The organism is Metallosphaera sp. D4-4 (assembly GCF_046245145.1).
Classification (GTDB): domain Archaea; phylum Thermoproteota; class Thermoprotei_A; order Sulfolobales; family Sulfolobaceae; genus Metallosphaera; species Metallosphaera sedula.
This window is the reverse complement of sequence record NZ_CP176412.1, coordinates 1109618-1130467: the sequence shown is the minus strand read 5'-3', so window position 1 is coordinate 1130467 and position 20850 is coordinate 1109618. Positions and strand designations below refer to the sequence as shown.

Sequence of the window (20850 nt, the reverse complement as noted above, 5' to 3'; positions counted from 1 at the left end):
TCAAGAAATTGATTTTGAGGTATTTTCCCCACGTTATCTAGTGCAATACTGATCTTATAGTCAGGCGAGAGCCCTCTCTCATGAGCGGGGATACTAATTAAGATATTAACAACGTAGGAAATAGAGGAGCATCCCATCATTTACTGTAGCATATGGTAAGCGTCTCCGGCCGTTTAACTTGTCATTTAAACCGACAAAAGAAAAACTAGATAGATTTAGTCAATTGTTCGAGCGTCGCCTTAATTTTCTCGAGTTCCTTCTTCAGCTTCTCGTTCTCTTCGCTGAGGGTCGAGTTCATAGCTCTGCACTGCTCCTCGGTGTAATACCTCGTTATCTTTACGTTTTCGAAGTGAAGTTTCTTTTCCTCCCTGTTGTACCTGGCCTCAACCACGATCTTGACTAGATCTAGCTTACCAATTTTCATCTCAGTCAACTTGTTGAAAAGCTCCTTGTTAAGCTCCGAGATATCCCTTATTATTATCTCACGATCCACTATCCTGCTGAGTGACACGAGGGCCACTCTCCTTAACTTGTCCGCAAATCTTGCAGCTATAATGATCCCAGTGGATAGCTCGAACCTATTCTCACCTAGGGGAGACACCCTAGAGGTAGTCACTTCATATTCCTGTGCCCTCTCCATATCCCTATTAATTTCTTCCGCAGACATAATATAATATATCGAAAATTAAGTTAAAAGGTTTACTCGGTTTACACTGTAGTCGAGAGCGGTTTTAGACCCACGGAGAACCGCAAGATGTCACTTATTCGTCACAGGATCTCGATCAGGATCTCTTCTTGGGAATAATTTTCCCACATGATCGGGCTTGATTCCAAATCATAAATTCTAGGTCCTATTTGTAATCACATCTGGTATTCGCCGAAAAACTGTCTAGCGTTCATCTTCTTGTCACTTGATCCCCGTTATCGAGATCTGACTGTTATAACTTAAGCAAGTTTGCCCTTGATGATTAATATTTTGTTTATATTAACGACTATACTATTCAAATAACATACCAGCATGTTCACTCTTTGATATTTAATAGTTGATATTCTATATTTCCTGCAAATCCAAATCCATTATTGACATGTTATTGAAATAAATTGTTAACAAGAATGCAATAAATCATGATTGGCTTTGTAAAGTTTTTAAAAAGAGAACGCTTTGACAGAGCTTATATACTAAATTGATAATTTTGTTATAAACTTTTAATAGATAACCCTGTTCTGGAGACTAAATGTATAAATAAATTCCGGAAGCTTTTAGATTATTATCAGAGAGTTTATAATGATGTTAGTCAAATGCTTAATAAAGGTTTTTAATCCTTTCATATCTTGAGATGACTTTCATGAAAAACGCTTTAATATAACTACTAAATGCAGTAAGTTATGAAACTTCGAAAAGGTATAAGTCGCACGTTGGTAGCAGGTATAATTGTGGTAATTGTTATAATAGCTGCAGTGGCGTTTATTTCCCTATCAAGACATCCCACAACAACTACCCCAGTCAACGTGACCCATACCACTAACACGACGACCACTAAGACTAACGTGACTGTGCCCACAACGAATGTTACATCGATTCCCTCATCAATTACAGTAGACGAGGCAACTCCGCCAGTTAGCGTGGATCCGGCGTCCAGTTTTGACGTTGCTGGGGGAGAATTGCTACAGAACGTGTATCAAACCCTCGTGTTCTACAATGGAACTAATACGTCCAGTTTTGTGGGAGTCTTGGCAGAAAATTACACAGTATTGAACAACGGAACCACTTACGTGTTCCACCTCTGGCCATTTATAACCTTCAGCAATGGTGATCCATTGAACGCAACCGACGTCTGGTTCTCGGTGTACAGAACAATGTTAATGAATCTTGGAATCTCGGTCTACGTTAGTCAAGGACTATCAGTCAATAACGGACTTGGATTTGTAGGGAAGCTACCCAGTGGCGCTACCGGGACTATCGAATTGCCCAACGGTACTCTTCAGGCCCTTGAATATGCTGGTTACACTTTCCCCTCAAACAAAACTCAGGCATACGAACAGGCAGCCTACGATTTGGCCTATATTCTCTCCCACTTCAATGTAAGCAATCAGACCATTCAAAAGGTCATGAGTTATCCCTATCAGGCAGTGGTCGTGGTGAATCCCTATACTGTTCAATTCAACCTTCAGTATCCATACTCTGCATTCCTAGCTGCAATTTCCACATCTGCTGGAGCCGTAGTTGATCCAGTCTTCGTAGACGAACACGGAGGAGTCCAGATAGATACTGCCAACACTTACCTTTCAACTCATGCCCTAGGCTCAGGTCCCTACATGTTGGAAACTCCACTGGGTCAGTCCTACGTAATCCTGCAGGCAAATCCCAATTACTGGGCGTCCAAAGTTCCTCAGTCTGAGAGAAACTTCATGTTAGCTATTCCCAAGATCGAGACCATTGTAATAGATTATCAGACCAACGAGGCACTTAGGATAAGCGACCTTCAATCCGGGAAGGCCCAAATAGCCCAGATAGATATTATAGACTTACCCCAGATAATTGGCTCGCAGGGGATTTCCTACATAAGGACCCATACACATTATCCTGTCATGTATAATGGAACCTATGGGACAGTCTATGTTTGGGGACCATCCCCGCAGATTGACTTCTTGGCAATAGATGCTTACCAGTATCCGTTCAACATCACCAATGTGAGGCTTGCCATCGCGCATGCCATAAATGCTACGCAGATTCAACAGCAGGTCTACGACGGATTAGCCCTAAGCTATGTTGGTCCCAATGATCCGTCCCTTCCCTTCTACAACTCCTCGATTCAAGGCTATACTTAAGACCCTGCCCTTTCCATAAATCTCCTGACCCAAGCAGGATTTAGCTTAACCCTTCCCAACGGCACAACGGTTAACCCAGGTGGAACGCCCTTCCCAACCATAGTGTTGACCTACCAGACAGGTAGCACGGCACTTCAAGATGAGGCCCTCATTATACAGCAGCAATTAGCTCAAATAGGAATAAAGGTCCAGTTAAACCCCGAGTCCACAGTTACCATTGTAGAGTCCTACCTCAACCCACCCAATTCCAGCAGCTATCCAGCGTTCCAGCTTGCAGCTAACTTCCCACCTGTCCTCAGCCCCATTGATCCTGCCATCTACCTAATGTCTCAGGCGAGGCTTCACCACGGCAATCCAGCTTTCGTCGATAATCCAGAGATAAACTCCCTCATAATTCAAGCAGTGAGGACTGATAATCCAGTTCAGCTCCAGAAAATCTTCAATGAGATCACAGAACTCTCGCTACAGCAGGCCCAATACGTATGGCTCGATGACTTCATCGCATATACAGTGACTGCCCATGGAATTCAAGGTATATATTACAGTCCAGGGTTTGATGGATTGTTCTACGCAACAATATACTAGGGAAGAGCATGGGGCTAGCGAAATTAATAGGAAAACGTGTGGCTGGGGCGCTCCTAGTTATTTTTGGTGAGTTAATTCTCGTCTTTTTCTTGGTAAACGTTGCGGCCCCTAATCCGGCTTCCATATGGGCTGGCCCAGAGGCTTCACCCGAACAAATACAGATTATTACCGAGCTTTATCATCTTAACTCCCCGTGGTATGTTCAGTTCATCTATTATATCAAGAACTTCTTCACAGGAAATTGGGGGATTTCGCCCCTTTATCAAACTCCCGTGATACAGCTCGTGGAGGAGTACCTTCCTGTTACGCTTGAACTTGCGGTAATATCACTCGTACTCAAGTTGATTATTGAGATTCCTCTAGGTGTCCTATCTGGTCTCAAGCCCAACGGCCTTCTGGACAATGCCATCAGGATGATCTACACGATAACGAGAAGCGTCCCTCCCTTCTTCGTGGCACTGGGTCTCCTCCTCGTGTTAGCCTATGATGTACACGTGTTCCCCGCATCGTATCCTGTGGATCCAATCCTGGCCCTGAAGGAACCTAAGTTCGAGATATATGACCCATTTAACGGTAAGTATTACCCATTCTGGCTCCTTGATAACATGCCCATCCTGAACGCCCTTCTGGTGGGAGATTTCAGTGCCTTCGCTTCTGCTCTGGATCACGCGATTTTGCCGGCTCTCAGTCTCACCCTCTTCGGTTTCGGTGGAATAACAAGGCTCTCAAGAAACTCCATGATAGAGGCCCTCAACATGGATTACATAAAGACAGCGAGGGCGAAGGGTTTGAAGGAGAGGGTAATAATATTTCGTCATGCCCTAAGGAATTCCCTTCTTCCAACCATAACTCTCTCCAGCGTAATATTCGCCGGTTCAATTCAAGGGGCCTTAGTGGTGGAAACAATCTTTAACTATTACGGGATGGGCTATTACCTAGCCCAAAGCCTACTTGACCTTGACACTCCTTCCTTACTAGCAGGGACCGTTGTGGTTACCATAGTCGTGGTCATCTCTAACCTCGTCGCAGATGTGTTGTACAGTGTGGTAGATCCTAGGGTGAGGGAGACAACATGAGTGTAAAAACGGCGTTGCTCTCAAGTAAAACGTTATTGGTAGGTGCAGTTATCATTGTGGGATTCATAGTCACAGCCATTATCTCAGCTCTTGACCTGAAACTTCTCACCCCCTACGATCCCAACAAGATTAATTTCGCCCTAGCTAACCTTCCGCCGTCCTCTGACCACCTGTTCGGTACTGACAGTGAAGGGAGAGATGTATTTACGAGAGTTCTGGCTGCTCTTCCCAACGATGTGGCTATACCCTACATTATTGCCGGAGCCTCTGCCCTTATAGGTGGACTAGTTGGGATGGTATCAGGTTACGTGGGAGGATTAGTGGATGAGGGACTCATGAGGTTCACCGATATTTTCCTAGCCTTCCCTGGAATATTGTTGGCCCTAGCCATAAGTACAATCCTTGGACAGACTCACGTGGCTGAAAGGTTATACTTCAGCATGATAGCCCTTATCGTGGTGAATTGGCCAATTTATGCCAGGCTGGTTAGGAGTCAGGTACTTCAGGTGAGGGGAATGCCCTACATTACCCTAGCCAAGGCAGCAGGCTTAACTAGGTGGGAGATCATGAGGAGACACATAATTCCAAATATATTATCCCTAGTTATAGTGTATATCACGCTGGATATGGGAACCATAATCCTGTTCTACTCTATCCTGGCCTTCTTTGGCCTAGGCGCTCCTCCTCCCACTCCAGAGTTGGGAAGGATGGTTTACGATGGCTTAACCGCATTGCCAGGGAATTGGTGGTCCTCCGTCTTCCCCGCCCTCACAATAACGTTAATGGCCGTAGGCTTCTCACTCTTCGGTGAGGGGCTTAGGGACTACCTGGATCCAAGAGGTGGAGATTACGTCAGAAGAGCTAACGCTTAGGGTAGAGAACCTTTGGGTATCCTATTACCTAGAGGGAAAGGAGGCCTTCGCAGTGAGGGATGTTTACCTAGACGTGGGAAAGGGAGAGGTTGTGGGAATAGTGGGAGAGAGCGGTTCAGGAAAGAGCACGCTAGCTCATGCCATCATAGGCTTACTTCCCAGGAATTCAAGGATATCTAAGGGAAGAATTCTGTTTAAGGGAAAGGATATTACAGGAATTAAGACGGACCAAAGATATCTCTACAGGGGTACCAACATCTTCATGATATTTCAGGATCCAATGTCAAGCCTTAATCCCACGATGAAGATTCGCGACCAGTTACAGGAAGCAATAGACGTGAGGTTGGGAAAGAGAGGATGGAATATTGGAACGTGGAGACCTCCAAAGGGGAATAACGAAGAGGAGATCATGGACTCGTTAGAAAGGGTAGGGATAAAGAGGCCTAGGGTCATAATGGAGAAGTATCCCCATCAACTTTCAGGTGGGGAGAGGCAAAGGGTTATGATTGCCATGGCCTATCTCTTAAAACCTTCCCTCCTCATTGCGGATGAGCCAACCACTGCATTGGATATGATAACCCAAGCACAGGTAATGAGGCTAATCACGGAGTTGAGGGAGAGTCTGGGACTTTCTGTTCTCTTTATAAGTCACGACATAGTCCTTGTGGGGCAGATAGCAGATAGAATAGTGGTAATGTATGCGGGGAAAGCTGTGGAGGAGGGTAAAGCTGAGGAGATAGTCGAGTCCCCCATGCACCCCTACACTAAGGGTCTAATTAACTCGATCCCAGATGGCTACAAGAACGAGAAAAGAATTGAGTCAATTCCTGGATCTCCACCCAATATTCTCAAACTGCCTCCAGGTTGTTCCTTTAATCCAAGGTGCAAGTTTGCCATGGAGAAGTGTATGTCAGAGGATCCAGAAACTAGAGTTTTAGGAGGGAGAAAGGTTGCCTGCCACCTATACTAACCTTGTTGAAACAGAGAACCTAGGGGTAGAGTTCACTGCGGGAGGTAGAGTCATAAGGGCAGTAGACGGAGTCTCTCTGGGAATAGGTGAGGGAGAGACTTTCACTGTGATTGGTGAATCGGGAAGTGGGAAATCTACCCTTGCCTTGGCCATTCTAAAGCTCATCAAGATCAAGTCAGGGAAGATCTTCTTCAAGGGACAGGATATAACCAAGCTGAAGGAGTCAGAAATGAGGTCAATAAGAAGAGAAATGCAGATAGTCCTTCAGGATCCCTACCTGAGCCTGGATCCTAGGTTGAGGGTGGGAGATATAGTCAAGGAACCCCTACTACCCCTAGGGGAGAAGGGAGATGATAAGGTGGGTGAGGTACTTAGCCTGGTAGGGCTAGATCCTGGGGTGGCAACAAGGTTTCCCCACGAGTTCTCAGGAGGACAGAGACAGAGAATAGCCATTGCTAGGTCGCTTATCAGTGATCCCAAGTTCATAGTGTTGGATGAGCCTACATCTAACCTTGATGTCTCCATTCAGGCCCAAATACTAAACCTCCTCCTTGATATCCAAGAAAGGAGGAAGGTATCCTATCTCCTCATAACACATAACATGTTAGTGGCAAAGTACATGTCCGACAACGTGGCAGTGATGTATTCAGGAAAGATTGTGGAAAGGGGTTCAGCAAGGGAAGTAATAGGAAAGCCGTTACATCCTTACACTATGGAGTTACTCAATGTAACCCCTACGAAGGGCTTTATGGAAAGGATTAGGAAAATGGAGTTCATACAGGAAGGCGAGATACCCATCAAGGGTTGCAGATATGCAAATAGGTGCAGGTTTGCAAAGGAGGTGTGTAGGACCGCCGAACCCACCCTGAAGAAGGTCTCTCAGGATCATGAAGTAGCCTGTTTCTTGTATTAACTCATGAACCAGGAGTTGAGGTCGTTGATGTCCACGAGTTCCACTTTTTCCATCTTCTCCTTCGTGGAGAAGGACCTCGCAAACACCACGTAACGATCCACGGTAAGACCTAGCCTCTCAACTTTCCTCTCCAGGTTAGCGAGGACGCTGTGGGGATTCACATCCTTGCTCCACTTACATTCCCCTGCAACCTTAACATTCCCTAATCCCATGACGTCAATTTCCACGTCCTTCCACCACTGTCTGCCCACTTTCCTAACGCGATATCTGTCTCTCACATACTCCCTGCAAACCCTCTCAAACACGTGGCCAAGGTAGTTCGCGTACTCCTCTTCAGTTATTTCGTACGTCCCTTCCTCTATAAGGCTTAGATTGGGGTAAACGAACCTAAACCAGAAGTTGGTGAAGTTATCCCTTATCACATACCTTCCCATCTTAGACCTGACGCTCTCGGTAACTGGAACTTCCCTTGTTACTAGCTCAATCCTCTCAAGTTTCTTGATGTAAGAGCTTATTTCACCTCCCACCTTGACGTAATCCCTGATCTCAGCGAGGGTGTTCTTTCCCATGGAAATTGCCCTTAAAATCTCCTTGTAAGTCCCTATTTCCCTAAACTCATACCTAAGCAGGAAATCAACCTCGTCCCTCAGGAACGAGTCAACTCTCTTGAGCTCACGGTTGACCCAGTCCAGAAAGGGAGGAGTAACCCTGGTCAAGTACATGGGAACCCCTCCCGCAAATCCGTAAATCTTCACCGCTTCCTCTACGCTGAACCCTAAATGACGTAGGTCCCTGAACTTAAGCTCCCCTACCTTGAGTGAGGCAGTTCTCCTCCCGTAAAGCGGACTCCTGTAGGAAAGGACGTCCTCCATGACGGAGATTGATGAGCCCAAAAGTATCAACTTGGTTCTGCTATCCCTGTTCTCGTCCACTATCCTCTGAAATGCGGACAAGATCGACTTATCCTCTTCAATCAGGTAGGGAAACTCGTCTATGATCACGACCTTGTCTCTCAGGAAGTGGAGGAGGGATTCCCAATCCTCCCTAGCATATCTCACCTCCGGGAACTTCCTTTGAGCCACCTCCCTGAATCTTTCCAAGTTGTTCCTCTCCGTGGCGTAATAATATACGGAGTCGTTTCTCCCAGATATTGCCCTCAATATCAAGGAGGTCTTTCCTATTCTTCTCCTTCCGTAGACGATCACGAGCTCGAAGGTAGGGGAATTTAGTCTCTGCATCAAGGTCTGAAGCTCTTTCTCCCTATCCACGAATATCATATTCATGAATATCATATTTTAGAATATGATTTTAAGCCTTTCCCCATTGGGTAGGTCTAGTCTAGGGAAAACGTGATATCAGGGTCATGTGATCTGATAGGAGATACCTTTTAAGGGGACGAAATCCACACGGTACCATGAAATTTGTGGATCTTCATGAGGATTTGGCCTATTCCAACCAAATGGGGATAGATGTAATAGAGGGAGATCATCAATCGAGTCTTAAGCTCCTAAGAAACTTCGATTCCTTAGTCTTTGGGTCTCTCTTCCCTCATGTGAACACGAGGGACGAGAGGTCAGACCTTCTCACGTCTATGTATGGGTATACGACCCACTCCACCACCTTCTCCTGGGAGCTCCTCATGGATCAGATCAAGTTTTACCTGTACCTAGAAAGAAAGGGACTGGTTAAGGTAATTAGATCTCGTGAGGACTTAAGTGCTCCAGTGACCAAACTTCTGCTATCCCTAGAGGGGGCTGACGTGTTAAGGGATTACACGGATATCTACATTCTCAGGGAGCTTCACGTTAGAAATCTGGGACTAACTTGGAATTATGACAACAAGTTTGCCTCTTCCTGCATGTCCGGAAAGGACTACGGTTTAACCTCTGAGGGGGAGGAGCTAGTTAAGTTGGCGAATTCCCTGGGAATAATAGTGGATCTGGCACATGCTGGCAAGAGGACTGTAATGGACGTAGCCTCAATTACTAGGAAGCCAGTGATAGTTTCACATGGGAACGTAATGAAGCTGAAAACTCACAGGAGAAACCTGGACGATGAGGAAATAGAGGCCGTGGTTAGAACTAAGGGAGTTATAGGGGTTACCGCGATCGTGTCAACCCTGAGGGAGCCCACGCTTCAAGGCCTGGTTGAAAATTTGAGATATATTGGAGAGTCTTACGGATGGGAGTACGTATCTCTAGGAACGGATTTCCTGGGCATAGAGAAGACACCCGAGGGATTTGATAACGTGATGAAGGTTAATGACCTATTGAAATATGTGGAGGGCCATGAGGAGGAAGTACTTTGGAAGAATGCCATGAGAGTTATCATGGCAAACATGGTTTAGGCATTGACCATTCGTAGTTAGAAGCAAGTCAACATTGAAAAACAAGGTCTTGGTCTTTTGCATTATAACAGATCCATGAACTCTCTCAGTTTCAGGTTATATCCTCTTTATGAACTCGTAGTGTATCTCCCTGAAACCTCGTTTCCTGTAGAAGGACTCGGCAATGATGTTCTTTGCGGGGAATCTAGCCATTATGGATCTCGCACCTTTCTTGGATAGCTCTGATATTACGAAGTCCACCAGTTTCTCACCTACCCCTTCCCTCCTGTATCCAGGCATCACGTATATCTCCTCTATGACTGCCATCTTCTCTGGAATGTAGTATTCCCTTCTCTCTAGCCTGACCCTCACAGCCCCTATTACTTTCCCTCCATCCTCTGCTACGGCCACGAGACTATCCTCACTCTTCAGGTCCTCGACAAGGCTCCTCTTCAATCTCTCACTGATCTCATCGTGGACTTGAAGGAGTGGGTCAAACTCTGAGTTCAGGGTGTACATTCGCTCGAACATGTCAGCAACGCTGTCAATGTCCTTGGGTTCAGCTTTCCTAATCAACATTCTGGATCGCCCTTATCTTATTCCTGGTCTGCTCTATCTTCGTCTTGGCCATTAGTCTGAACTCCTCCCTACTTAGTCTGATCCTGGCGTATCCCCTTTCCACCGCCTTTTCCGCAACTGCAGAGGCTAACTCGTAATAGGCGTCCCATTCATCCATCCTGGGGATAATGTAGGTGGCCGATATACCCTTCCTCTCGGCGAATCTCGCTAAGGCCTCCGCTCCCGCTATAACCATGGCATCATCGACCTTGGAGGACCTACTGTCCAGGACTCCCCTGAAAACCCCAGGGAAGATGAGCGAGTTATTCACCTGGTTAGGGAAGTCGCTCCTGCCCGTGGCCACCACCTTGGCTCCGGCGTCTATCGCGTCCGAAGGATAGATCTCAGGGACGGGATTGGCCAAGGCAAAGACAATGGGGTCCTTCATGATGCTAATCCATCTCTTGGGGATAGTGTTCGGACCTGGCATGGAGGCAGCAATTAGAATATCTGCTCCCTTGAATGCCTCATCCAACGTGGTAATGTTGAACCCGTTAGTCGAGATAGCAATTTCATATTTCCATTTATGACTGAACATCATTGCGTCCAGATCCCTCCTCTCAGCGTGAAGTACACCTTCCCTATCAACCACTATCATCCTCTTGGGGTCGAAACCATATGCCTTGAGGAGTCTCACTGTAGCAATGTTAGCTGCACCGGCTCCAAATATCACTATCTTGCTGTCCAGTCCCTTTCCTGCGACTTTCATGGCGTTTATGAGGGCAGCAAGTACAGCTCCAGCGGTTCCCTGTTGATCGTCATGCCACACTGGGATGTTCATCCTTTCCTGAAGTTTTTCAAGGATGTAGAAACACTTAGGGCTCTCTACGTCCTCCAGGTTTATTCCACCGAAAGACGGTTCTAGAGCTGAAACTACGTTTATGATGGTGTCAGGATCCCTCACAGCCAGAGGCAAGGGAATAGCGTCTACGCCTCCCAGGTACTTGAAGAGAAGTGCCTTTCCTTCCATCACGGGAAGAGATGCCTCTGGGCCAACGTTACCTAGACCCAAAACCCTGGTACCATCCGTGATAATAGCTACGTTATTCCACCTACTTGTTAATTGGAAACTCTTGTCCTTGTCCTTAGAAATCTCCTTGACTACCTCAGCAACTCCAGGGGTATATATCACCGAGAAGTCGTCGTAACTGGAGATGGGAACCTTAGGCATCACCTCAATCTTTCCCTGGTACTTGAGGGATATCTCTACAGGTTTCATAATGACAGATTAAGGAACTAGTATAAAATGTTATGTCCCTTTTCGGAGTTACTTCATTCATGGTGGATTTAGTAAGCCCCATGAATAGGTGTTCCATATGGATGACAGCGACGCAAAGTATACAAAATTGGCCCTCAGTGATCTTTCAAGACGTTAATCAGGGATCATGTGAAATTCATTTCAGAAAAACCGAGATATGTTTAAAACAAAACAAAAATAAATGGTATTCATATGCTCATTCTTTAGATTTTTTAAAAACTTTACCTTCACTACTTTACAGTTTTAGGTAAGTTTGCTCATAGCGTGCTTGCTCACTGAAAAGTTAGGCGACCTCGGTTTTCACTGTTTCCTTGGCAAAATATATGGTGATCGCAGTGAGAATGGCAGTCGCTATCCCGAAGTCGATTATATACGGCAATGATACTACTATCCCTTTTCCACCTATGAGTAAGGGAATCACTAAAACGGACACTAGTCCCAATACTAGACTTCCCAATTGATATGCAATTCCGGATCCAGAATACCTATACTTCGTTGGAAATAGCTCTGAAAATAGAGCTGGCGTTACCCCGTCTCCCAACTTATACAGCGCATTTATCAGGACAAGTCCAGCAACAATTAGCGGATAACTCAGAGTCCCTACCATTAGGTAGAAAGGATAAAGGAAAATTGCCACCAACACTGAGGAAATTATCATTGTAGTTTTCCTACCTAACTTGTCTCCCAAGAGGGAACCTAGGATAGTTGCAAATATTCCTCCACCCGCTGCGTAGGATACCGCAAGGGACAGGGACGCAGCAGGAATGGCATGTGTTTTGGCCACCACGAAGTCAAGGATGTAAGGTCCGCTCACAAATAGCCCAGGAGCACCCACAATAAAGAATGCCGTAGGTAAGAGTAGGAGAATTAGTTTCCACTTTTCTTTGAGTGCCGTCAAGATCGGTTGCTTCTCCACTTGATTTCTTTGCTTCAATTCTTGAAATAGTGGCGATTCCATGATTTTTAATCTTATAACTATTGCAAGGACTAGGATAGCTAGACCTATCGCGAATGGTATCCTCCATGCGAAGTTTAACAGCTCGGTTTTGTTGAAGATTGAAGCCACAGTAGTAAAGGCAAGCGATGCCAGGAGAACACCTATATTTACTCCGTTCTGTATCCATCCTGTAAGGAACGCCCTGTGCCTTGAGTGAGATAGGAATTCAATGGAAAATGAGGAAGCCCCAGCCCACTCCCCACCCAGACCAATTCCCTGTATCATCCTGAAAAGGACGAGCATGGAAACAGCTAAGGAAGTACCAATCACTTTGGATTCAGGTAGCACCGCAATGCCTCCCACACCTAGTGCGGTAAGCCCAAGTGTCCATACCAGCATGTCTCTTCTACCTATTTTATCTCCAAAATGTCCAAAAATGAACGCTCCCACCGGTCTAGTAATGTAGGTAATACCAAAGGTGATTAGGGTTAAACTGGCCTTGAGTGCGGCGCTAAGTCCAGTGAAGAATATGGATGGCCACACTAACGATGCAGCGGTGGAAACTATGAAAAGGTCGTAGTAATCTATTACCGTACCCAGAGAGCTAGCTAGAATTACCTTACCTATTATTCCCTTATCATCTCCCATTGATATATCAACTGTATCAAGATGAACTGTCCATTATATATTATTTATGGTATCAAACAACTTAGTTAATTCTTAGTTTTTATGCCTTGTAGGATCCATCACTGCTTTATTTGGTGAACAAAACTGTTCATCACTAATGCTCAACAACTCTGCTTAACTATTTGGGTTAGGTTCGGACCACCACTCCTAAATGTGAGGGATTGATTACGCGCATTAGGAACTTGATGTTGCAAAAGCGGATATAATGATGACAGCGAGCGCAAATTATAAAGTCTAAATGCTATATGAATATTTGCAATGATCGAATTTCATACACCTAGGAAAACTAGTCTAAGTTTTCTAAAAAACGATACAACCATAAGAGGTGGAGGAAATGGGTAGGAAACTTCTAGTCATAGGGGCGCATTTGGGAGATATGGTATGGAGAGCCTCTGGAACTGTGGCCAAATATTTGAAGCAAGGAAATGAGGTCAGCGTGGTAGCTCTCACCTTCGGCGAAAGGGGGGAGTCTGGGGGCGCATGGAAGGCGGGAGCCAGGACCGTAGAAGAAGTAAAGGCAATAAGGAAGAAGGAGGCTGAGTGCGTGAAGGAATCCCTTGGAAGTCCAGTAATGGAGTTTATGGATTGGGGAGATCATCCTCTGATATTCAATGAGGAGAGGCTTATCACCATTGCCAAACTGATAAGAAAGTATTCCCCAGACATACTCATAACCCATGGGCCTGACGACAAAGTTAGACCTGATCACGTTAACACAGCAGAGGCTGTACTCAACGCCGTGAGATTGGCTGCAATAGACGGTCTGAAGCTAGAGTATCCTCCGGTCCCTGAGCCAAGGATATACGGTTTTGATCCTCATGTGGCTGATCAAGTTGGGTTTTATCCCCACGTCTACATCAACATTACCGACGTTTATGACAAAAAGGTGAAGGCCATGAATTGTCTTCAGTCCCAAAAGAACGAGATTGAGTATTACCAGCTCAGGGATCAGTTAAGGGGATTACAGACGAGGAGGTTCGGGAGATCCTCATATTTCAAGTATGCAGAGGCCTTCTACATGTATAATCCAGTGATTGGAGAGGACTTTCCGTGAAACCTGTCATTGTTAGGGAAATTCCTAGATCTGAGAAGGATAAGGAAAGGATAGCGGAGCTTCTAAGATATGGGGTTGCGACGATATCGGAGTCTCAGGACAAGTTGGGCTTACTCTCTCCCGATATTAGACCTATACAACCTGGGCTCAAGGCCGCTGGAACAGCGATTACTGTGAGATGTGCTGATGGAGACAACCTTATGTTGCACGCCGCACTTGAGGTGGCTAGACCTGGGGATGTGATAGTCCTCACAACCATAAGTGGAGGATCGAGGAATGGTATGTTTGGCGAGTTGTTGGCTAATGCCTTCATCACTAGGGGGGTCTCTGCACTGATAACTGACTCAGGAGTTAGGGACGTGGCAAGACTTAGGGAAATGAAGTATCCCGTTTGGTCCAGGTATATCACGGCAGTGGGAACTTCGAAGAACACTCCAGGTTGGGTTAACGTGCCAATAGTCATTGGTGGGGTTAACGTAGATCCCGGAGATTTTATCCTTGCAGATGACGATGGTGTAGTTGTAGTCAGAAGGGAAGAGATAGACGCGGTATTAGAGAATGCATCTAAGAGAGAATCTAAGGAAGAAGTAACAAGGAAGAGGATACTAAATGGAGAACTAACTGTGGATATATACGGCTTTAAGAAAGTCTTAGCCGATCTAGGAGTTAACTATGTAGATAGGCTGTGACCTCATGACATGCTATTACCAAGGGATAATGAGCTATTGCCTTACAGCTAACGAGGGCTTCGAGCGTTATAGTGTGATTAATCTAACGCGTAAAGAGATTCTTAGTAACATAATATTTGCTCTTATTGCCCCTGAAAGAGACGTGTCCGGTTAATAAATAATCATTATTTTTAATTTAATCTATTATAATAACCTTATCATCGAGTTACAACTTCCTATGAAAGGTTATTAACTTGTTAGTCCCATTTCACCACGTGATATAATGGTTTCAGTTGAAGAGGCAAAGGAGCTTATCCGTGGAGGATATGATATACATCTTCACTCTGCCCCAGATCTCCTTTCAAGGAAGGCTAATGATATAGAATTTGCTAGAATGGCCAAGGAGGCGGGCATGGCGGGGTTTGTCCTTAAGTCCCACTACATGCCCACAGCGGAACGGGCGTCACTAGTCAGATATGTTGTGGAAGGTTTCAAGGCCTATGGTGGTCTTGTTCTGAACTGGGGAGTAGGTGGAATAAATCCTGTTGCGGTTGAAGTAAGCGCCAAGTCAGGCGCAAAGGTCGTCTGGATGCCTACCATAGACTCGATCAACGAAAAGGGAAGATGGACTAATGTTAACGATTGGTCCAAGGCCCCCTACTGGGCTAAACTGAGCAAGGAACTGAAGTCCCTAAACAAGGCAACTCCCATAGTGATCTGGAAAGGCCAAGAGCTTAGGGAGGAAGTATACGACGTTCTGGATATCATTAAGAAGTATAACATGATTCTCGCTACTGGTCACATTAGTAAGGAGGACGGTCTCAGGTTCATCCCTCTTGCCTCTCAGTACGGAGTGAAGAGAATAGTTGTGACCCATCCTGAATTTCCTTCTACTTCTTACAGGGTGGAGGAGCAGGTTAAGCTCCTGGACTATAACCCAGTCTTTGAAAGGTGCTTCACCACTCCCTTTTCTGGGAAAACGACATGGGACGTCGTGATAAGGGGAATAAGGGAGACGGGAATAGAAAACAACGTATTGTCCACCGATCTAGGTCAGCCCACCGCACCCTATCCTGTGGAGGGAATGATAATGTTTGCCCAAAAGCTACTGGAAGCTGGTTTTTCAGGGGATGAAATACATAGGATGATAGCGGATAATCCTAGAAAACTATTAGAGGAGTGATATGGGGTCGACATCATGAAACCAGTTGTTGGTATAGATTCCTCGGTGATAGTTGAGGAACTTGACCAGGAAAAGGTTAGGGAGTTAAATTCGTTAGCAGAAATTGTATACTTCGATCCATACGCTCCAGAGGATCAGATAGTCTCCCTTCTAAAGGACGCTGTTGCCATAGTTGACAGAAAGGCTAAGATATCGTCGAAGATAATAAGGGAACTTAGAAACTTGAAACTCATAGCTAGGACTGGTGCAGGAGTTGATGAAACTAGGGTTGACCTCAAGGCAGCCAAGGAAAGGGATATCATCGTTACCTATAATCCTGGAGGAAATTCGGTCGCCGTCGCCGAACTTACTATTATGCTGGCAATTGCACTTTATAGGAAAGTAATTCCACTTGCCTTGTCTGTGAAAGCAGGAAAGTGGAGTGAGCTTAAGCCTAAGGACACCATGGGACATGAACTGGAGGGAAAGGCCTGGGGAATCCTGGGGTTTGGGAACATAGGGAAAAGAGTTGCACAACTTGCCACTTCATTCAACTGCAAGGTACTGGGATACGATCCATACGTGTCATCGGAGATAATGGAGAAATATGGGGTCAAGTCACTCCCGCTGGAGGAACTTCTATCAAAGTCAGATATAATCTCAATCCATGTACCATTAACTGAATCCACCAGGCATCTTATCAACAGCGAAAGATTGAAAACCATGAAAAAGACCGCCATCCTAATAAACGTTAGTAGAGGGGGAATAATTGACGATAAGGCATTATATGAGTCCCTCAGGAATAGGGAGATAGCGGGGGCGGCCCTCGATACGCCTGAGGAGGAGCCAGTTAAAGTAGACAATCCATTGCTCTCCCTAGATAACGTGATTATTACTCCCCATATTGGAGGTTCAACCTTTGAGGCCTCAATAAAGAACGCTAATTCTGCAATAGAAGAAGTTATTAGGTTCTTAAAGGGACTGCCTCCCCTAGTTCCCTTTAGGTATTAGCTCACGTAGCAACTAGATCTAAAAGTTCCTTATTATTTTGGATCAATTCCCTTACATTTTTGACATGAGTCCTTGCCCACAGCTCAGCCTCGTTCTCGTCATGGTTTTTCAATGCTTGGAAAATCCTGAAGTGTTCGTTCCATGAAACTTCGGCCCTCCCTGGTACCATTACAGTCCTAAACTGGTATCTAATCATCTTTAGCTTTAGAGTTGACAAGAAGAGCTGGGCCGTGGTGTTTCCAGAGGCTTCGTAAATTATGCTATGAAACCTTTCATTTAATTGCGAGTACCTCAAGAATTCCCTGTTTTCTAAGGCAGTCTTCATCTCCATCAGGGTTGACTCAAGTCTTTGGAGGCTCTCCTCAGATATCCTGGTGGCAGCCTTTCTTGCCAGGAATCCCTCAATTACTTCTCTCACCTCAAGTATTTCCACAGCCTCCTTTAGGTCAATGAACGACACAATAACACCGCTGGTAGTTCTCTTAACTATTCCGTCATTTTCTAGCCTCGTGAGGGCGAGTCTAATGGTGTTCCTACTTGAACCGTATTCCTTGGCGAGGGTGTCCTCCACTAGTCTTTGGCCAGGCAAGAATTTCCCTCTCTGAATATCAGTTTTCAACCTCTCATAGACGTAATCGCTTTTCTTTCCTCTTGTCTGTGTCATTTGTTCCATCTCTAGTTAATCAATTTAAATCATTGACATATAAAAGATTTTCCTGTATACTCAAAATACGGGATAAATGAATCTAGATCGTGAACGTAAGGCGAGGGAGAGGAATTTTAAGGCCAGTAATTCAAATGTTCTACCGTCTTGATCCAATATGTATAAATAAAGTTTCTGATTTAATTTATTGCATATAGTTATATAATTGATTTAACTTCTGTTTCTCCTGATACATATCTAGTTCAGTGAATAATAGTTAGCATGATTCCTTATAAAATTAAAATCTTTTTCTCGACCACTCATAGCGTTATCACCCCATTCAATGTAACAGAGATAAACGGCAAAGACCTAGGGTGAGAATAATTGTAAATAAAAAACTAGATTATTATGAGTCTTTAACAATACTATATTAAAAGATATTCAGGAGATTAAATCGCACTATATTTCACATCACTATTTAGAGTTGTGATTCCAGATCTCAAGTTCCATGAAATCGACTGAGAACCTCCGCTAAGTTTATACGTCGAATTATTACTTGGAAAATCATCAAATAGTTATGGAAACACTCAAGGAAGTGTTTGGCCGTGATCTCAGTAAGTACGAGGAGGAAGCCGAGGAAATAAGCCTCGAGCTGAGTAGGAAGCTTGGCAATTCTTTCCCTTATGCTTTAACCAAACAGAAAAGGATAATCCTCTACGCCGTTGTTAAGCAATGTAACCCAGAAATAGTAATCGAAACTGGTGTAGGTCCAGGTGTATCGTCTACGATGATCCTCTCAGCACTGGAAAGGGGAGTACTCCACTCCATAGATGTCAGGGAAAAACTGGAGAACGGGATGGCGTTAGGTTTCTTAGTTCCTGAGAGGTTAAGGGGGAAGTGGGGACTGCATATAGGCAGGAGCATTGACGTATTACCTAACCTTGTGAGGGAGATAGAAGTGGACATATTCCTTCATGATAGCGAGCATACGTTTGAAAACGTGATGTTCGAGCTTAGAACAGTGTGGGATCACCTCAGAACTGGAGGGATAATATTTATCGATAACCTCGATTTCACTGATGCACCAAGGACCTTTGCCAAGGAGAAGAAGGTAAGACTTTACAGGCTGTCAGAGGAGGCAGGAGGCTTCGGGATGATAGTGAAGGAGGCAAGATAGACACTTTGACACTGCAGTTATCTACGCGTGTTCAGTAAACCGACCTAATGAACCTCACTGCGTCATCGTCCGTCATCTTTCTTGGATTCTCAGAGGAATTCGTTAACTCCTTCAGAACCCTAGAGTACTTCAAGGCGTCATCCAATCTAGAGTAGTTTGAGAGTCTCTCCTTCACCCCGTGCTTCTCGAGGAGAGCCTCAAGGGTCTCAACCACGTTACCCAGCTTTTTTGCTCCACCGTTGAACTTGACCGCCTCTACCAGGGATATACATGACGTGACGCCGTGGGGTATGTTAAACGCAGGGCCAAACACGTAACCGAATACGTGACTTAGCCCTCTACCTGCATACATGAATGAGAGCGAGGCTAGCCAAGTTCCGACCTGACAGAGGCCCAGATCCCAGCTCTCAAGGCATTTAACTAGGTACTCGTAACCCTTTGATGCTAGCGCATCAGTGAAGGGGGAACTCCGAGTGGAGTAACTTGCCTCCACAGCGTGATCCAATGCCCTAAATGCCGTGGTCACCAATAACCTTCTGGGAGTCCACCGAAGTACCGTAGGGTCGAGTATCACCACGTTGGGGGGAGTGACCCTCGCGGATTTCTTAAGTCCGCCCTCGCTGTATCCGGCAACGGCCGTGTGCTCAGCTCCTGAGAGAGTGGTGGGAATTGATATGTGGAACCTAGGAGAAGACAACTTGACAGCGTCTATCACGCTTCCTCCACCCAGGGAAAGTACCACCTTATTCTCGATCAGTGACGAGAGACTCTCGAGTTCCTCCTTAGGAGTGTGCTGGGAGGGGCCCCTCACTATCTTGAAGTTCCTCAAAGACGAGACAACCTCCTTGAGCAGTGGAGAATCTAATAGACTTCTGGTGGTCACGACGACAACATCGCTCAGTTGAAGCTCCCTTAGGTGCTCAAGTGACCCCTCTCCGTAAACAATCCTCGTGTCGTAGAATTGTGTAACCCACATATCTATTTCCTCGAGGTGATGGTCAAATAAATTCCTATCAAGGTAATGATGGAACCAATTGCCTCCCCAGGTGAGGGTAACACGCCCAACGTAAGGAAGCTAAGGATATACGCCGCAATGGGGACCAGAAGGGAACCCGCTGAGGCCCTAATGCTTCCCATTTCCTTCAGGGCGTTAAACCAGAGGATATAACCTAGCGCTTGCCCCAGTATCCCTAACGCGATCAAGAGAACCAGTGCTAGGGGCGTAAAGGTAAAGTAATAGTCCAGGGGGGTCAAGACCAAGGCCACTGGAAGCGAGACCAAGCTCATGAAGGCATTAAGTTTTGGAATACTCTCCCCCTTGAGATTCCTTGAGTAGTACACAGTCCCTATAGCCCAGCTTATTCCTCCCGCAAGTGCTATCAGAATTCCTAGGTCGAGGCTCGCCGAAGTTATGGAAAAGGCTAGCCCCAAGATACCTAGGAGAATTCCGATTACCGACCTAGTGGAGATGCTGGTTCCCAGAATTCTCTCAAAAATAATCACGAAGATGGGCTGAGTGTAGATCATTAGTGCTGCTAAACCTGGGTTTGAAGATATGGATGTTCCCACGTTGAGGCATAACATAAAGATAGTGAAATTGAAGATCGCGGTAACTAGTTGTTTCCTTCCCACTGAAATCTTGAAGCCTGAGACGATCAAAAAGAAAAGTGCTCCTATCACGAATCTGACCCAAGTAATTATTATGGGAGAGACATCCGCTGAAACTATCTTGGTCAAGGGATACGTTAATCCCCATACAATGGCCAGGGGGCCTAACCATCTTAAACCCTTGAGAGAGGCGTTGGACACAGAGATATTACATGTTTGTTTAAGTTTAAATAGTTAATTATTTTTCTTTTTAGGACTTGGTTAGTGTCTCCCGATCTTGTACAATAACTTAGAGCATATAAGTATCCTTGCTTTCTAGGGAGAATTAACAGTAACATGGTGTAGCTCCATCACTTCAATTTTCCCCTTCTAATAGCACCTTATCTAAGGTCATTCATGTTTTAGCTATCTTTACCCTCTCATCGAAAACTCGTATGTACAAGGAATAACCCATGT

The 20850-nt window shown here is 45.3% G+C and carries 18 protein-coding genes and 1 pseudogene; 11 read left to right on the top strand and 8 right to left on the bottom strand.

Translation table 11 applies throughout. The features are described from left to right. Window positions 1-205: 205 nt before the first annotated feature. Complete coding sequence (locus ACI49J_RS06155; RefSeq protein WP_240254806.1) at window positions 206-667, bottom strand: DUF2258 domain-containing protein; 462 nt, start codon at window positions 665-667, stop codon at window positions 206-208. Between the two features lie 719 nt (window positions 668-1386). Here ACI49J_RS06155 and ACI49J_RS06150 point away from each other — a divergent pair. From ACI49J_RS06150 to ACI49J_RS06130, 5 genes and pseudogenes are all read left to right on the top strand, one after another. Beyond that, window positions 1387-3414: pseudogene (locus tag ACI49J_RS06150) on the top strand (ABC transporter substrate-binding protein). A gap of 8 nt (window positions 3415-3422) precedes the next feature. Further along, window positions 3423-4490 (top strand): ABC transporter permease, encoded by a 1068-nt coding sequence (locus ACI49J_RS06145; protein WP_240254810.1) that lies wholly within the window; start codon window positions 3423-3425, stop codon window positions 4488-4490. After that, window positions 4487-5362 carry an ABC transporter permease gene (locus ACI49J_RS06140; protein ID WP_240254812.1) on the top strand — a complete coding sequence of 292 codons (876 nt, stop codon included), beginning with the start codon at window positions 4487-4489 and terminating at the stop codon, window positions 5360-5362. The genes ACI49J_RS06145 and ACI49J_RS06140 overlap by 4 nt, the downstream gene beginning before the upstream one ends. Next, window positions 5298-6332, top strand: a complete 1035-nt coding sequence (locus tag ACI49J_RS06135; RefSeq protein WP_240254814.1) for an ABC transporter ATP-binding protein — start codon at window positions 5298-5300, stop codon at window positions 6330-6332. The genes ACI49J_RS06140 and ACI49J_RS06135 overlap by 65 nt, the downstream gene beginning before the upstream one ends. After that, the gene (locus tag ACI49J_RS06130; RefSeq protein WP_240254816.1) at window positions 6313-7245 is read left to right on the top strand and encodes an ABC transporter ATP-binding protein; all 933 of its coding nucleotides are present in this window, start codon (window positions 6313-6315) and stop codon (window positions 7243-7245) included. The genes ACI49J_RS06135 and ACI49J_RS06130 overlap by 20 nt, the downstream gene beginning before the upstream one ends. Here the strand turns inward: ACI49J_RS06130 and ACI49J_RS06125 are convergent. Continuing rightward, a complete protein-coding gene (locus ACI49J_RS06125; RefSeq protein WP_240254818.1) occupies window positions 7242-8537 on the bottom strand; it encodes an ATP-binding protein in 1296 nt (431 codons plus the stop codon). The two genes, ACI49J_RS06130 and ACI49J_RS06125, sit on opposite strands and share 4 nt — an antisense overlap. Window positions 8538-8659: 122 nt before the next feature. Between ACI49J_RS06125 and ACI49J_RS06120 the strand changes: the two genes are divergently transcribed. Next, window positions 8660-9592 carry a membrane dipeptidase gene (locus ACI49J_RS06120; protein ID WP_240254820.1) on the top strand — a complete coding sequence of 311 codons (933 nt, stop codon included), beginning with the start codon at window positions 8660-8662 and terminating at the stop codon, window positions 9590-9592. Window positions 9593-9688: 96 nt separating this feature from the next. On the opposite strand, the gene ACI49J_RS06115 is transcribed toward ACI49J_RS06120, so the two are convergent. From ACI49J_RS06115 to ACI49J_RS06105, 3 genes are all read right to left on the bottom strand, one after another. Next, complete coding sequence (locus ACI49J_RS06115; RefSeq protein WP_012021005.1) at window positions 9689-10150, bottom strand: GNAT family N-acetyltransferase; 462 nt, start codon at window positions 10148-10150, stop codon at window positions 9689-9691. Next, complete coding sequence (locus tag ACI49J_RS06110; RefSeq protein ID WP_240254822.1) at window positions 10140-11408, bottom strand: NADP-dependent malic enzyme; 1269 nt, start codon at window positions 11406-11408, stop codon at window positions 10140-10142. Before ACI49J_RS06110 ends, ACI49J_RS06115 begins: the two co-directional genes overlap by 11 nt. Window positions 11409-11730: 322 nt before the next feature. Beyond that, complete coding sequence (locus ACI49J_RS06105; protein ID WP_240254824.1) at window positions 11731-13032, bottom strand: MFS transporter; 1302 nt, start codon at window positions 13030-13032, stop codon at window positions 11731-11733. A gap of 373 nt (window positions 13033-13405) precedes the next feature. Between ACI49J_RS06105 and ACI49J_RS06100 the strand changes: the two genes are divergently transcribed. From ACI49J_RS06100 to ACI49J_RS06085, 4 genes are all read left to right on the top strand, one after another. After that, window positions 13406-14125, top strand: a complete 720-nt coding sequence (locus ACI49J_RS06100) for a PIG-L deacetylase family protein (protein WP_240254826.1) — start codon at window positions 13406-13408, stop codon at window positions 14123-14125. Beyond that, window positions 14122-14814 carry a 4-carboxy-4-hydroxy-2-oxoadipate aldolase/oxaloacetate decarboxylase gene (locus ACI49J_RS06095; protein ID WP_240254828.1) on the top strand — a complete coding sequence of 231 codons (693 nt, stop codon included), beginning with the start codon at window positions 14122-14124 and terminating at the stop codon, window positions 14812-14814. Before ACI49J_RS06100 ends, ACI49J_RS06095 begins: the two co-directional genes overlap by 4 nt. A gap of 262 nt (window positions 14815-15076) precedes the next feature. Further along, window positions 15077-15976 carry a DUF6282 family protein gene (locus tag ACI49J_RS06090; protein WP_240254830.1) on the top strand — a complete coding sequence of 300 codons (900 nt, stop codon included), beginning with the start codon at window positions 15077-15079 and terminating at the stop codon, window positions 15974-15976. Between the two features lie 15 nt (window positions 15977-15991). After that, complete coding sequence (locus tag ACI49J_RS06085) at window positions 15992-16966, top strand: hydroxyacid dehydrogenase (RefSeq protein WP_240254832.1); 975 nt, start codon at window positions 15992-15994, stop codon at window positions 16964-16966. 1 nt (window position 16967) lies between these two features. Here ACI49J_RS06085 and ACI49J_RS06080 read toward each other — a convergent pair whose 3' ends face one another. Further along, window positions 16968-17630, bottom strand: a complete 663-nt coding sequence (locus ACI49J_RS06080) for a GntR family transcriptional regulator (RefSeq protein WP_240254834.1) — start codon at window positions 17628-17630, stop codon at window positions 16968-16970. Between the two features lie 556 nt (window positions 17631-18186). Here ACI49J_RS06080 and ACI49J_RS06075 point away from each other — a divergent pair. Then, entirely contained in the window at window positions 18187-18786 is a 600-nt protein-coding gene (locus tag ACI49J_RS06075) for a class I SAM-dependent methyltransferase (RefSeq protein ID WP_240254835.1), read from the top strand. 31 nt (window positions 18787-18817) lie between these two features. Here ACI49J_RS06075 and ACI49J_RS06070 read toward each other — a convergent pair whose 3' ends face one another. Further along, complete coding sequence (locus ACI49J_RS06070) at window positions 18818-19762, bottom strand: iron-containing alcohol dehydrogenase (RefSeq protein WP_240254836.1); 945 nt, start codon at window positions 19760-19762, stop codon at window positions 18818-18820. A 2-nt stretch (window positions 19763-19764) separates the two neighbouring features. After that, window positions 19765-20595, bottom strand: coding sequence for a DMT family transporter (locus ACI49J_RS06065; protein WP_240254837.1), 831 nt, complete (start codon window positions 20593-20595; stop codon window positions 19765-19767). Window positions 20596-20850: the final 255 nt, after the last annotated feature.